Below are 13527 nucleotides of genomic sequence, written 5' to 3' on the forward strand. Positions count from 1 at the left end.
AATTTAGTAAACTACTAATATAATTATAGCCTATTAAACTGATAATTCAATAGAAATTATCAGTTTAAGGCCTTTGAAAAAGTCCTCAACGGTCTGATTACACATATTATAAAATCAGATTATACAGAAACAGTGACTGGACTTAATCAGTAAAATCTGTAATCAGAGATTGTTGGGTTTTTTCAGCAATCTCAATTTAAAACGGAGATAACAATTATGAAAAAAGATTTATTTAATCAGGAACTTGAAAAGTACCCGGTAAAAAACTCCAAGGGCTATGTGATCATCCCGTCTTTGCCTGATAACCTGAAACCTTTGCTTGAGATAGCTTATAACCTCTGGTGGGTGTCAAACAGCGATGCTCTTGAACTTTTCCGGCGTGTAGACTTTGACTTATGGGAAGAAGTGAACCACAACCCTATTCAGCTTCTTGGCGCAATAAAGGAAGAGCGCCTTAATGAATTATCCAAGGACAACAGTTTTGTTTCGCATTTAGACCATATAAAACATGACATGAAACGATACATGGAATTTACAACCTGGTATGAAAAAGAATTTCCTGATAACAAAAACTGCAAAATAGCTTATTTTTCAACAGAATTCGGCCTGCACGACAGCCTTCCTTTATATTCCGGCGGGTTAGGAATACTTTCAGGTGACCATATAAAATCAGCAAGCGACATGGGGCTTCCTCTGGTAGGTGTAGGCTTGCTTTACAGATACGGTTATTTTAAGCAGTACCTAAGCTATGACGGCTGGCAGCAGGAAGAATATGTAGAGAATCATTTTTTTAGAATGCCGCTCATGCTTGAAAAGGACCAGCAGGGGAATCCTTTAAAAATATTCGTTGAAATCCCTACAGGGAAGATCTATGCCCAGATCTGGAGGCTTCAAATAGGCCGCATCCCGCTATATTTGATAGATACGGACGTTCAAGAGAACAAGCTGGAAGACAGGGAAATAACAGGCCAGTTATACGGCGGCGACAGAGAGATGCGCATAAAGCAGGAATTAATGCTTGGTGTCGGCGGCATGCGAGCGCTTAAAGCTCTCGGCATTGAACCTTCTGTTATACATATAAACGAAGGGCATTCGGCATTCCTTTTGCTTGAGAAAATCAGGTCCTTAATGGCCGACCAAAAGATCACATTTGAACAGGCTGCGGAAGTTGTGAGGATTTCCTGCGTTTTCACTACTCATACACCCGTACCTGCGGGCAATGAAACTTTTGACCCTGTTCTGGTAGACAAATACTTATCGCCTCTCTATAAAAAACTCGGGCTGAAAAAAGAAGAGTTCCTGGCTTTGGGACGTCAAAATCCGGCAAATCTAAATGAATTATTCTGCATGACTATACTTGCTTTAAAAATGGTTGATTCCGCAAACGGCGTCAGCAGGTTACATGGAACGATATCAAGGAACATGTGGACGGGCATATGGCCGGAACTGCCCAAATCAGAGGTCCCGATTACCCATATAACGAACGGGATCCATACCACTACCTGGATCTCAAGGGAAATGGCACAGCTCTTTGACAGGTATTTGGGGCCGACCTGGAAAGATGAGCCCGAAGACCAAAGCATCTGGGAAAGGATAATGCAGATACCTGATGCCGAACTGTGGAGAAGCCATGAAAGAAGAAGAGAAAGACTGGTAACATTTGCCCGTAAGAGGCTGAAAAGCCAGCTTCAGAACAGGGGCGCTTCTCCAAGCGAGATAGACCTTGCCGAAGAGGTTTTAGACCCAGAAGCTTTGACGATATGCTTTGGCAGGCGGTTCGCATCATATAAAAGAGGAAACCTTATATTCCGGGATATAAACAGGCTAAAATCAATGGTTACAAAGAAAAATATGCCTGTCCAGTTCATTTTTGGCGGGAAGGCTCATCCGAATGACAATGTGGGCAAAGAGCTTATAAAAAGTATAATTCATATTGCAAGAGACCCTGACCTGCGCGACAGGATCGTTTTCCTTGAAAATTATGATATGAGCGTATCTCATTATATGGTACAGGGCGCGGATATATGGTTAAACAACCCGAGACGGCCGTATGAAGCATCAGGTACAAGCGGCATGAAAGCCGCAGCCAACGGAACGCTGAATTTCAGCGTTCTTGACGGCTGGTGGTGCGAAGCTTACAATCCTGACAACGGCTGGGCCATAGGTTCTGGAGAAGAATACGAAAATACCGATTATCAGGATGAACTTGAGAGCAAAGCGATGTATGATATCCTTGAAAAAGATATTATTCCGTTATTCTACTCCCGTGGGCCCGACGGATTGCCGAGAGGGTGGACGAGCAAAATGAAATTATCAATGAGCTCGATATGCCCGGGCTTTAACACAAACCGCATGATAGAAGAATATACAAGGAAGTTCTATAACCCGTCAAACTCCCGGTTTTGGAAGTTGGCTGCAAACGGTTTTGAACCTGCAAAAAGAAAGGCAGAGTGGAAAAAGAAGGCATGCGATAACTGGCAGCAAATGAATATCTTGAAGGTTGAAGATAACCTCAACAGTGAACTGATCCTTGGAAAAACATTTAATATACGTGCAAAAGTACAACTCGGTGACGTCCTGGTGCCTGAAGATGTGAGCGTTCAGGTTTATTTCGGGTACCTTGATTCCAGGAACAGAATGAGCGATACCATTATTAATGAAATGAAACTTGCGGAAAAATCTCAGGACGGAACATATGTTTATGAAGCTGTCATTAAAGGCGATAGAATAGGGCACTGCGGTTATGTGGTAAGGATACTTCCAAAATATGAAGGCCAGGTCCTGTATATTCCGAAGCTGATAACCTGGCAGTAACAATAGTCCGGAGTGATTAGTTCGGAGATAAAAATAAAAAAATTCGTTTTTACTACTAACTACGAACTCTCGTCTCCGAACTTACTCATTTCCACAACGGCAGGCCTGTGGAAGGATCAGGGACTCTTTTTAAAGCTTCTCCTTCCATTTCCTGTATAAAAAACTCTGCTGCAAAAACTATAGTACCGGGCATTAAATGCCCGCCAAATGCCTTTCCGTCATAATCAGCCAGGACTATGTGCGCATGCACAAAAACCTTTTCATCTTTTAGAGAAACATTCCCGATACAGGAAGCGATCTCAAGTTTTTTATCTAATTCCACGCAACCGGTATATTTTTTCTCGCTTTGGCTGTAATAACCCATCTTTGCTTTCTGGACAGCTCCTATCACCTGAACAGCCCCGATTTTTATACCATGTTCTTTGCAAAAACTATTTAATTTATCAAGCAAATCATCGCCATAGTTAAAGCGTCCCATGAAGTTTCTTTTTACCTTTGTTTCTATATACATTTTTTTCTCTCTTTACACTCTAACCAGTACCGATCCCGCATCGGTATTGGCTTGGTTACTCTAGTACAGATATTTTCAGGTCCGGCATTTTCATTTGTTTATACTCTATATCGGCTTCCTTGAAAAGCTCTTTAAAAGACGGGTCTGCATAACCCTGACATGCTACAAATATTTTAATTCTTGCATTGACTAACATTTTAGCACATAAAATGCAGGGGGAATGTGTGCAATAAATAGTTGCATGTCTTATGCTTATCCCGTGGAGGCTGGCCTGGATTATGGCGTTTTGTTCAGCATGTATGGCTCTGCAAATCTCGTGCCGTGTACCTGAAGGTATCTTCAGCTTATCTCTTAAACAACCGAGCTCAAGACAATCCCTTACCCCTGCAGCAGCGCCGTTATACCCGGTTGTAAGAATCTTTTTGTCGGCAACAATGACTGCTCCGACATGATGCCTCAAGCAAGTGGACCTTTCGCTGACAAGGAAAGCCAGCTTCATAAAATACTCGTCCCAGCCAGGCCTTTGTGTTTTTTTATTTGTATTTTTCATGATGAGAAATTAAACCAAAAATGAAAGCTATTGTCAAATCAGTGATATTTTTCTATAATAATGGCTCATGCTCTGGCGGAAATATGCCCACAGTGTTAGGAGTCCTGCTATTAGGGCATTTATTTCCAGAGTTTCCTGCCGGGCTTAATTAAAAACAATAAAAGGATGAATTACATGCAAAAAGTTAAGGTCGTAAAAAAACCGTGGGGAAGAGAATTGTGGTTTGCCTTGTCAAAAAAATATGCAGGCAAGATCCTTATAATAAGAAAAGGCCACCGTTCAAGCCTCCAATACCATAAATTAAAAGAAGAAAGCATGCTGTTAGACTATGGCCTTTTAAAATTGGAAATCGGAAAAAAACCTGATCAGCTTAAAACAAGAATAATAAGGCCTGGTACAGCATTTCACCTGCCTCCAAAAACTATCCACAGGATGCAAGCACTGAAAGACTGCCGGTTGATAGAAGTCTCCACTCCTCAACTCACGGATGTAGTCCGCATTGACGACGATTACAATAGAATCAGTATTAAGTGATAAGCTCTAAGAATTAAGCAAAATAAAATCAGGAAAAATAATGAAAGCTATAAAATTCGGGACCGACGGCTGGCGTGGAATAATTGCCGACGATTTTACTTTTGATAACGTAAGACAAGTAGCTGGCGCTATAGGGCTATACCTTAAAGAAAATACAAAATCAGCTCCTAAGGTGATAGTCGGTTATGATACAAGGTTCGCTTCAAAAGATTTTGCCGCAGCAGCAGGTAATGAGCTTGTAAAAGCCGGCTGCATCGTTATCTTAAGCAGCGATTTCCTTTCAACCCCTGCGGTTTCCTTAAATATCGTAAAAAGCAAGGCGGACGGGGGGGTAGTCATATCCGCAAGCCATAACCCTTCAGAATTTAACGGGATAAAGTTTAAAACCCGCAACGGGTCCTCAGCCCCGTCTTCTGCAACAAAAAGGATCGAAGAGCTTTTAAGCAGCAAACCGGACATAACTCCACAAACCGGCAGTATCGAAACCAGGGACCTTACAGCCGTATACCTTAAAGCTATTTCTTCTTTTGTTGACCTAAAACTTATAAAAAGAAAATATTTAAAAATAATATCTGACCCTATGTATGGGGCCGCTGTAGGCTATATCCCTTCGATATTCAACAAATCTAAATGCAAGGCTATAGAAATACACGGTGTTTTAGACCCTAATTTCGGCGGCCTGCACCCGGAACCGATAGAAGGTTATCTTTCAGACCTGAAAATATCCGTAAAGCAGAACGGAGCCGACATCGGCCTTGCAACTGACGGAGATGCTGACAGGATAGGTGTTGTAGATGAAAGGGGCACTTATTATCCGCCTCACCTGGTTTTTCCGATCCTGCTTTATTACCTTTGCAGATATAAAAACCTAAAAGGCAAAGTCGTCCAAACGATATCTCTCGGATATTTGAGCGAGCGTATAGCAAAGGATTTCGGCCTTGAATGGGAAGAAGTTTCCGTAGGGTTTAAATATATAGCAGATAAGATATTAACCGAAAATATTCTGATAGGCGGCGAAGAAAGCGGCGGCTACGGCTACGGCAATTTTTTGCCTGAGCGCGACGGAGTATTGAATTCGCTTGTACTTATAGAAATGCTTGCCGCAACAAAGAAGTCTTTGTCTGCGATACGCAAAGAGATAGAAAAAGATTACGGGACATCTTCATATTTAAGGACTGACTTTCAAAAACCCAAAAATGCGGCTTGGACAAAAGAAGAGTTCGTCCAAACCTTAAAATTAAAAACCCCGGACAAAATAGCAGGCCTTAAAATAAAACAGGTAAAAGATTATGACGGCATAGAGTTTGTCCTGGAAGACGATTCCTGGCTGCTCCTAAGGCCTTCGGGCACAGAACCCGTCATTCGTGTCTACTGCGAGTCACCCTCTTTAAAACATACAAAAACCATAATCGCCAGCGGGGAAAAACTAGTAACAAACAGTTTCCTTAAATAAAGACCTCTTTTTCAAAAGATTCAGCGGCCTTTGATTACTGTGATTAACTTCCGATTACAGTGATACTTCGACACTTAAAAAGTATTTTCTTTGCGACAAAAAAAGAACCGTAGAAATATTAAAATTCTGCGGTTCTTTTTATATTCAATTAATCACTGTAATCTAAAGAAGCTAATCACCGTAATTAAGGAACTGTTGGGTTTTTTAATGGTTCCTATTTCTTTTCCTGCGCATCTGCAGGTTTCTGCTCCGTCTTACTATCACCACCCATATTCTCCTGTGAAGGGGGGACTGCCGCCGGTTCATTAGCTGGAGGCACTACGGTTCCAGATGTTTTATTTTCATTTTCTGCAGGTACTGCTTCTTCTTGCTGTTCCTCTTTAGCCGGAGTACCGTGTAATTTTTCTTCTCTTTTCTGTTCCCATTCTTTCAGGTGTTTCTCTCTCTGCGCTATCCTGTCCTGAATATAATTATTATGTTCTTTCAGCTTCTTGCGCTGCTCTTCGGCAAATTCTTTCAGTTTCTGACAGCGTGCTTTTTGTTTCTGCATGTTTGACGATAAAAAATCGCTTTTTTCAGGGCTTTTGCCTTTTGCGATATTTACTTCCTGGTCAGGTTTAAGGGCGATTTCCTGGTTTTCATTTTCAGAACTTGCCACACCCATCTCTCCGTCAAATAATCCGACCTGGGTCTTATTGCCTTTCACTGAAACAGCGAAATCCGTGCCTCTTATAGACATGACTGCGATAGGAGTTCGGACCTTGAATTTTGCGCCCTGGTCTCCTTTTTTGTTGAATACCGAAAGAAGCACTCCAAAATCTACTTTTAGATGGTAAGTCTGTACCTTTACATCATTCTTTTTTTCGATCTTAAGCTCCTGAAGGTTTAACTGGCTGTCTGCATCAAGCCTGAATGCAGATCCATCATCTAATATAAGCTGGCAAAAAGATAGTTTTCCGGTTTTTATAGTATCTTTTTCTTCAACAGGTATCAGCTTTTGGGCAGGCACCCATAAGTTCTTTGAAGCTTTGAATATCTTAACATCTCCGCGCATATTATCAATGCATCCTACAAAATACTGCTGTTGAGAAAATGCAACAGCTGTAAAAATACAAACGATCATACTGATAAACATTGACAAAAAACATTGTTTTTTCATATAAAAACCCCTCAAGTTATAGCCGCCCAAGGCGGCATAACTTAAATGCAAAATGATAATTGTAAAATGAAAAATAGTGGTATCCCGCTTTGCGGGATTAATTTAAATAAATCCGCCAAAGCGGACACCTTAATTTTGCATTTTTCATTTTGCATTTTGCATTTCCTATACATCTACATCTATTTTTTCTCAGAAAGAATTTCAGCTTCTATTTCGTACTTACCGCTGTTCGCTATCTTAATGTTAAAATTTTCATTTATGGTAAGCATCTTAGAAACCTCGTCTAAAGCACCGCGTTTCAGGTCAAGAGAGATAACAGCTACGCCTTCGGAGTAGTTCTTGACCCAGCAGTCCTTCACGGTCGGGAAGGTCTTTATGCTGTTGATCATCTTTTTTACCTGAGCAATGTCTTTCACGTTCTTAATAACGATCGACGAGAATGCCCGTTCCTTCAAGTATTTCAAGACTTCATCAGGCATGCCTATAGAAACTTTTTGGGCCACTTCTTCTAAAGCTTTTTTTGCAGCCGCTGGCTTGTTGATGTCTATTCCGCTTGCGACTGTGTTCTTTGTTGTGATTATCTCTTTTGTAGCGGTCATAAGTATCTTCAAAGAGAGGTTTGCCCTGTAAGACACCAATCCGCCGAGGCCCTGGTCAGTGTTAAACGTCGAATCCGCATCTCCGATAACCACGATATCTGCTTTCAACTTCTGCAGGTTATCTGTATTGTCATTTAAAATAGCAGAAGCGCTTGAGTAGTATTCCTGCGGTTTCTGGTCAGAGACCACAAAACCCGCATCTACGAATGATTTCATGAGGCTTAGTTCTGCCAGATGCGAGTTTTGAGATTGTGAATCTATCTTCTCGTTAATCCAGAACGACATAAGCGGGTTGCCGTATTTCTTGGGATTAACGTCCATTTCCGATAATTTTTTGCTCAAATCTTCGCTTTTAACCCAGGCTTTTATGCTTACTTTGTAAAAATCATTGTCTTTTTTCTCTTTTATTATTTTGTAATCCTGAATATACCCTTCGGTCTGGCTGGTAATATTGTCTTCGAGCATCTGGGCTTTGGAAACGAGCGAAGCTGCTGATACATAAACTCCTACAACTGACTCTACGGCCCTTTTTTGTGCTTCGTTTATGGCATTTTTACGTGCCAGCCCTAAGTCATCCCCCAAAGGGGCCAAACCTTCTGCCTCCACAACTTCCACTTTATAGCCCTGCGGTGCAGTTTTAACCTGCCCTGAGGCACAACCTGATGTAATTAAAACAAACGCAATAAAAGCACACAATAACGGACTAACGTTGTTCAATCTAAGCATATTCAGTATCCCCAAATAAAATAATTTGAGATTTAAGGTGAACAAAACACATTCACCTTAAATCTCTTTTGAACCCTAAAAGTTTGAGCTTGAAGTGATCTTATTTAAAATCTTTTACATTCAGGCCCATTGATTTTAGCCTGGTTTTGGGAAGCCTTATGGTAGTTACGCAGCCGTCATCTGCTGTCCATTCCGACTTTACCACTTCAGCGCCTTTTATTTCTGCATCTATCTTTGTAGCAAGGAGGGAATCTGTTTCCATGGCTTTTTCTACCGTAATACCGCCTTCAAGTTTTACTCCTTTAACCAGCGACAACAAGTTATATTGAGCACCAACTATAGCAGCGTTGCGGGAAGTGGCCATTTTCTGCGTCTTACTCGTCATCGTCTGGTCAGCGGCACCTATGCCTGTTGCAAAAATAAAATTGTCCGTGATCCCCTGTTCGGTCCATTCTCTTGCGATCTCACCGTCTTTCGATACACGGCTTTTTGAACCGTCTGTTGCACAACTACTTAATAAAAAACATACAGGAAGCAAAATACAAACTAAATACTTAAGCATAATACCCTCCCTTTTTTAATATATACACTTCTTTTTTGATTATATAATAAAAGACCCATGATGTCAATCAAACTAAAATACACTAAAGGAAAACAAACATTAATACCGATAAAACCAGGAACAAAATCCCGGTTAAAAGCTTAACCAGCCTCACATCTTTTCTTCCCAAAGCCTGCATCCTTCCTGACCTTGAACTGATCAGCACTGTAACGAATATGAAAACCAGGGGGAGAATAAAAACGAATGAATAGATTATAAGATAAAAAAAAGCTTTCGCTATCAACTCAGGGATACTGGCCATGTACATTATTGTTGGAAGATAGATCTGTCCGGTGCAAAAAAACTCCATAAACGAAATTACAACGCCGAGAAAAAAACCAAAGGGTATCAAGTACCGTACATTGGCATATTTTTGTATGAAATCATGCATTCTGACCTTTAACCACATAGGCAGCTGAAGAGTGACCTTTGCCTCTTTTCCAAGCTCAGCCCCTTTGAGCGAAAAATAGTCCTGGAAACTAAAATAGGCAAGTACCAAAGTAATGCAACCCATAACTATATATAGAGTCTTTGATACATATTTTAAGGCGCTAAGCGCGACAAATACTTTTGCAAGGCCAAGCCCGATTAAGAAGTAAACAACAAAGATACCAAAGATAAACATCATTCCTGTCCAGAAAACCTCAAAAAAAGGCTTTTTCTGTATCAGGCTCAAGTATGCCACAAGAAAAAGAATACCTGCAAATGCACACGGGTTTACCCCGTCTATTAGGGCAGCGGCTATTATGGGCAAAACTTTCATAGATCTTATTCTTTCAGCCGTTTCCTGCTTTACTATCTTTTCATCGGGCATGAACAAAACCTGTTTTGCCTGTCCGGGATTATTTTTTAATGTCAATAAGTACTTTTCAAATTCCGTTTCGATTTCTGCCTCTCCTCCGAATATCTCACCCGCGACAACGATCGCAGGCAGCTTGTTGCCTTTCTTCTTAAGCTTATTTTCTACAAACAAAAGCCTTTCATAATTCGCTTTAACATTAAGCATATATTCTGTTATTTTAAATTCCAGGCCGTATTTTTTTGAAATCCCGGGAATGATAGTTTCTTTTAATTTTTTGCAGTATGAACATCCGGGAGTGGAATAGATCTCGATAGGTATTTTGTTTCCAGTATTTTGTATATGTTCTGTTTCTTGTTTTGAAGTTTGAAGTCTGTTGTCTGTCTCCTGTCCCCTGGTAACCGGTAACTGGTCACTGGTCACTATTTTTTCTACTACCTCGCCTTCTATAAGCCAGGTCACGGATTCGTTGGCAGGGTCATTGGTATCAATGAAAATATATTCGCTCTTTTTGCCAAGGGATTGTTCTCTTGAATCAAAAGAAATCTTAAAATCATATTTTTGGCCGGGTTTTATGGCAGATTTTGAAGGTGTAATTGAAATGCAGGGACATGAACTTCTTGCCGATACTTCCAGGTCAGTTGTCCCGGAATTACGTACAGCGAGGGTTTCTGTGAGAATAGTCCCTTTATTTATCTTTCCGGGCTCCCAATAAGCCTTTGATAAGGAAATTTTAGGCTGGGCATAGGAACATACCGGGAGCAAAATAAGCAGATAAAATATTTTAATATATCTCATATTTCAGCACAGATCCCACTTCTGAGGAGGGATAATATAAGTTTATGGAATTTCCTTTACTGGGACAGTAATTCAGGGGTTTTGGGAGTATCACTGTAATCTGAATTTATTATTCGCTGTAATCAAAGAGCTTTGCCTGCAGGAGTCATTTGGACAAAGATCTCATTTAACTAATTCTTTGGCTTTTTCTTTAAGTTCTTTTTTGTACTTTTCTAATAAAACGACTGCTTTCGGATCTCCTGCAATATCCTTATTTAAAAGTACAAAGTCGTTACTATAAGAAAGTATCTGCTTTTTATCGCCGAGCTTGAACTTTATTATTCCCACTCTGTGGCTGTTCTGCCCGCCCTGTACTATTAAAGTATTATTTACCTTAAGTGGTATCTTATTAAATGTCTGAGAATGGCCGCCTATTATCAAATCAATACCCTCTATATCCTGTGCTATTTTGTTATCCTGTTCATCCCCGCAGTGCGAAACCAGCACTACGATATCCGCTTCCTTCTTTATGCCGGGGATAATATCTTTTAAATATTCCATCATATTAAGTATCTTGACGTCTTTGAGCTTATCTTTCGGGAATAGAAAGAATATTTCAGGATTTAGTACGCTTATTATTCCGATCTTTACATCGCCCACTTTTTTTATAATATACCTGTCTTTGTTAAATGGATAGCACATTTTATCATCGCAGGTGGTCAAATTCGAAGAATAGAACGGAATTTCTTTTGCTTTATCCTTTAAGTAGTCAATGCCCTGCAGTATTTCCTGGTCGCCTACTGATATCATATCGTAAGCTATCATCTTTATCATGTTACAACTGTATTCAGCTAATACCTTATCTGGCCTTGGAGGCAAATAATCGCCTGAATCAAGGAGTATAGCGTCAGGGTTATCACTTTTTATTTTATTTAAAGCAGCTACCTTCCTTACGATCCCGCCGAAGGGGTTCTGAGGGCAATCACAGGACTCAAGCAGGCCGTTAGAACTACCCGCATAAACGATCTCGATCGCCGTTTCTTTCGGCTTTACGTAAGTTTGTGCGCTTAATTCTGTAATATCTTTTGAAAGCAGCTCTTCTATATCTTCATGATAGCCTTTATAATGCCGATGAACCCTTCCGTCTTTGCCTATAACGAACAACTGTGGTATTTCCGCAGCTCCGAACTTTATCACGCCGTATTTTTCTCCGGCCCGGTACCCTAACGGGTCTGACAATATCGGAATTTCCACTTTATTCTGTTTTAAATACTCCGGCATGACGTTTTCCGGCTTTTCATCGAGGCATACCATATATATCTTGGCGAGATTTGCATGCTTTTTAGAAAGAGTGTTCAATTTAGGTATCTCTTTTTTGCACGGCTCGCAGTGGGAATCAAAAAAATTCAGGATTATTATGTTTTTATTGTCAACTAAACTGCTTAAGGCGACACTATTTTCAGTGCCGTATTCCTGCAGCTTGAAATCCGGGGCAGGCGTATTTACTGTTTCGCAAAAAGCACTTACTAAAGAAAAACATAGCACAAAAAACATCGTTAAATAGCATTTCATTTTTATATCCCTTTCTATCATAGATTTGTTGAACATTATAATAAATTAACCCGTACAATGCAAACTAATAGATTAAAAAAATAATACCTGCTATCTTAAGGATGGCCTTCATTTGGGGAGAAAGGTTAAATATCTTTCTTCGGGCTTGACATTCCTGTATTTTCGTTCGGCAGTCTAATAATGACTTCGCATCCCTGCCCCGGTTTACTTTTGATCTCTATTGAACCGCCGTGATTTTGCACGGTCCCGTATGAAACAAACAAGCCAAGCCCCGTACCGGGCACAGTTCCGCTCCCGATGGAACCCTTGGTAGAATAAAAAGGTTCAAAAACCCTTTTCTGGCTTTCTTCGTCCAAACCTTTGCCCGTATCAAAAAAAGATATCTCTATGAAACCATCTGTTTTAGAAACACTGATTATCAAGTCACCGCCGTTTGGAGACATTGCGTCATTTGCATTCATTATTAAGTTTAAAAAAACCTGCTGCATTTCGTCTTTGTTAACAGAAACAGTAAAAGACGGGCTTTCATATTTTTTTATGATACTAATATTGTTCTTTTTCAAAAACCTTCCCGTGATCACAAGGACAAAATCTATCAGATCCGTAAGATTACAAAGCTCTATATTGATCCTTTCCTGCCTGGAAAATACCAATAAGTTCCTTACTATTTTTACCGCTTCTTCAGAAGTTTCAGTGATGACTGACAAAGCTTCTTCCACCTCTTTGGATGTTTTGGCTTTTTTTGCCCGTTCAATGTACCCGTTTATGACCTGCAGCATATTATTGAATTCATGAGCCACACCCGCTGCAAGCGTACCGATGCCGGCCATCTTTTCTTTTCTAATAAGCTCTTTTAAGAATCTGTCCTTTTCATTTAAGGTACGTTTGTGAAGCTCTTCAATACCTACGGCAGATGCTATTATCCCCATTATCAATTTATCATCTTCGTTAACTTCATAACTTTTACAATAAAGCACGCACATTGTCCCGATTATTTTATTGCCTATTTCAACTTTATGACCTATATATGTTTCCAGTTTTAATTTTTTCACGCCCGCATCTGTTAAATTATATTTTGTTTTAGAAAGGTTGTTTACTATAAATATTTTATCTTTTTCGTTTTTTATCAGGTCATAACATATATGGCCTTTTGCTTTGCTCCTGGGATTAGAAACATCGGGCACATTCCACTTGCCAATGGTAACGAGCATATCATCTTCAAGGACATTATATAGGGCATAGTCTGCGTTCATAAGTTCGCCGCATAAGTTGATAAGGCTGTCAATGTTCTTATCCGGATTGGAAACGAAATTAATAAAACATTTGTTTATCTTTACGATCTTTTCTTCAATTTTCATATCTCCCTTCCTAAAACTTATTTTTTTAAATTAAATCAAAATAGCATCAAAAAAGCAAGTTTTTGCCTAAATCT

General features: G+C 40.0%; 11 protein-coding genes. 3 read left to right on the plus strand and 8 right to left on the minus strand.

Features of this window, described 5'->3' with window-relative positions; genetic code table 11:
- Window positions 1-216 precede the first annotated feature (216 nt).
- A complete protein-coding gene (gene glgP, locus LHV68_03900; GenBank protein ID MCB4791010.1) occupies window positions 217-2814 on the plus strand; it encodes an alpha-glucan family phosphorylase in 2598 nt (865 codons plus the stop codon).
- 85 nt (window positions 2815-2899) lie between these two features.
- On the opposite strand, the gene LHV68_03905 is transcribed toward glgP, so the two are convergent.
- Both LHV68_03905 and LHV68_03910 read right to left on the minus strand, forming a co-directional pair.
- Window positions 2900-3325 (minus strand): DNA-binding protein, encoded by a 426-nt coding sequence (locus LHV68_03905; protein MCB4791011.1) that lies wholly within the window; start codon window positions 3323-3325, stop codon window positions 2900-2902.
- A 55-nt stretch (window positions 3326-3380) separates the two neighbouring features.
- Window positions 3381-3875 carry a dCMP deaminase family protein gene (locus LHV68_03910; GenBank protein MCB4791012.1) on the minus strand — a complete coding sequence of 165 codons (495 nt, stop codon included), beginning with the start codon at window positions 3873-3875 and terminating at the stop codon, window positions 3381-3383.
- 147 nt (window positions 3876-4022) lie between these two features.
- On the opposite strand from LHV68_03910, the gene LHV68_03915 reads away from it, so the two are divergent.
- Together LHV68_03915 and LHV68_03920 are read left to right on the plus strand one after the other, a co-directional pair.
- Window positions 4023-4409 carry a cupin gene (locus tag LHV68_03915; GenBank protein MCB4791013.1) on the plus strand — a complete coding sequence of 129 codons (387 nt, stop codon included), beginning with the start codon at window positions 4023-4025 and terminating at the stop codon, window positions 4407-4409.
- Window positions 4410-4449: 40 nt separating this feature from the next.
- Window positions 4450-5862, plus strand: coding sequence for a phosphoglucomutase/phosphomannomutase family protein (locus tag LHV68_03920; protein MCB4791014.1), 1413 nt, complete (start codon window positions 4450-4452; stop codon window positions 5860-5862).
- A 214-nt stretch (window positions 5863-6076) separates the two neighbouring features.
- Here LHV68_03920 and LHV68_03925 read toward each other — a convergent pair whose 3' ends face one another.
- The 6 genes from LHV68_03925 to LHV68_03950 form a co-directional block, all read right to left on the minus strand.
- Entirely contained in the window at window positions 6077-7021 is a 945-nt protein-coding gene (locus tag LHV68_03925; protein MCB4791015.1) for a FecR domain-containing protein, read from the minus strand.
- A gap of 179 nt (window positions 7022-7200) precedes the next feature.
- Window positions 7201-8346 carry a hypothetical protein gene (locus tag LHV68_03930; GenBank protein ID MCB4791016.1) on the minus strand — a complete coding sequence of 382 codons (1146 nt, stop codon included), beginning with the start codon at window positions 8344-8346 and terminating at the stop codon, window positions 7201-7203.
- Window positions 8347-8446: 100 nt separating this feature from the next.
- The gene (locus LHV68_03935) at window positions 8447-8908 is read right to left on the minus strand and encodes a hypothetical protein (GenBank protein ID MCB4791017.1); all 462 of its coding nucleotides are present in this window, start codon (window positions 8906-8908) and stop codon (window positions 8447-8449) included.
- An 82-nt stretch (window positions 8909-8990) separates the two neighbouring features.
- Window positions 8991-10544 (minus strand): DUF1573 domain-containing protein, encoded by a 1554-nt coding sequence (locus LHV68_03940; GenBank protein MCB4791018.1) that lies wholly within the window; start codon window positions 10542-10544, stop codon window positions 8991-8993.
- A 162-nt stretch (window positions 10545-10706) separates the two neighbouring features.
- The gene (locus tag LHV68_03945; protein MCB4791019.1) at window positions 10707-12131 is read right to left on the minus strand and encodes a redoxin domain-containing protein; all 1425 of its coding nucleotides are present in this window, start codon (window positions 12129-12131) and stop codon (window positions 10707-10709) included.
- Window positions 12132-12220: 89 nt separating this feature from the next.
- The gene (locus tag LHV68_03950; protein MCB4791020.1) at window positions 12221-13453 is read right to left on the minus strand and encodes a hypothetical protein; all 1233 of its coding nucleotides are present in this window, start codon (window positions 13451-13453) and stop codon (window positions 12221-12223) included.
- Window positions 13454-13527: the final 74 nt, after the last annotated feature.

The sequence above is a fragment of the Candidatus Liberimonas magnetica genome (assembly GCA_020523885.1).
In the GTDB taxonomy this organism is placed as follows: Bacteria; Elusimicrobiota; Endomicrobiia; order Endomicrobiales; family JAFGIL01; genus Liberimonas; species Liberimonas magnetica.

Excerpts from the sequence above, each read along its gene's own strand:
- LHV68_03940 (MCB4791018.1), bottom strand. The coding sequence starts at position 10,544 with ATGAGATATATTAAAATATTTTATCTGCTTATTTTGCTCCCGGTATGT.
- LHV68_03910 (MCB4791012.1), bottom strand. The coding sequence starts at position 3,875 with ATGAAAAATACAAATAAAAAAACACAAAGGCCTGGCTGGGACGAGTAT.
- LHV68_03905 (MCB4791011.1), bottom strand. The coding sequence starts at position 3,325 with ATGTATATAGAAACAAAGGTAAAAAGAAACTTCATGGGACGCTTTAAC.
- LHV68_03925 (MCB4791015.1), bottom strand. The coding sequence starts at position 7,021 with ATGAAAAAACAATGTTTTTTGTCAATGTTTATCAGTATGATCGTTTGT.
- LHV68_03935 (MCB4791017.1), bottom strand. The coding sequence starts at position 8,908 with ATGCTTAAGTATTTAGTTTGTATTTTGCTTCCTGTATGTTTTTTATTA.
- glgP (MCB4791010.1), top strand. The coding sequence starts at position 217 with ATGAAAAAAGATTTATTTAATCAGGAACTTGAAAAGTACCCGGTAAAA.
- LHV68_03920 (MCB4791014.1), top strand. The coding sequence starts at position 4,450 with ATGAAAGCTATAAAATTCGGGACCGACGGCTGGCGTGGAATAATTGCC.
- LHV68_03930 (MCB4791016.1), bottom strand. The coding sequence starts at position 8,346 with ATGCTTAGATTGAACAACGTTAGTCCGTTATTGTGTGCTTTTATTGCG.
- LHV68_03945 (MCB4791019.1), bottom strand. The coding sequence starts at position 12,131 with ATGTTCAACAAATCTATGATAGAAAGGGATATAAAAATGAAATGCTAT.
- LHV68_03950 (MCB4791020.1), bottom strand. The coding sequence starts at position 13,453 with ATGAAAATTGAAGAAAAGATCGTAAAGATAAACAAATGTTTTATTAAT.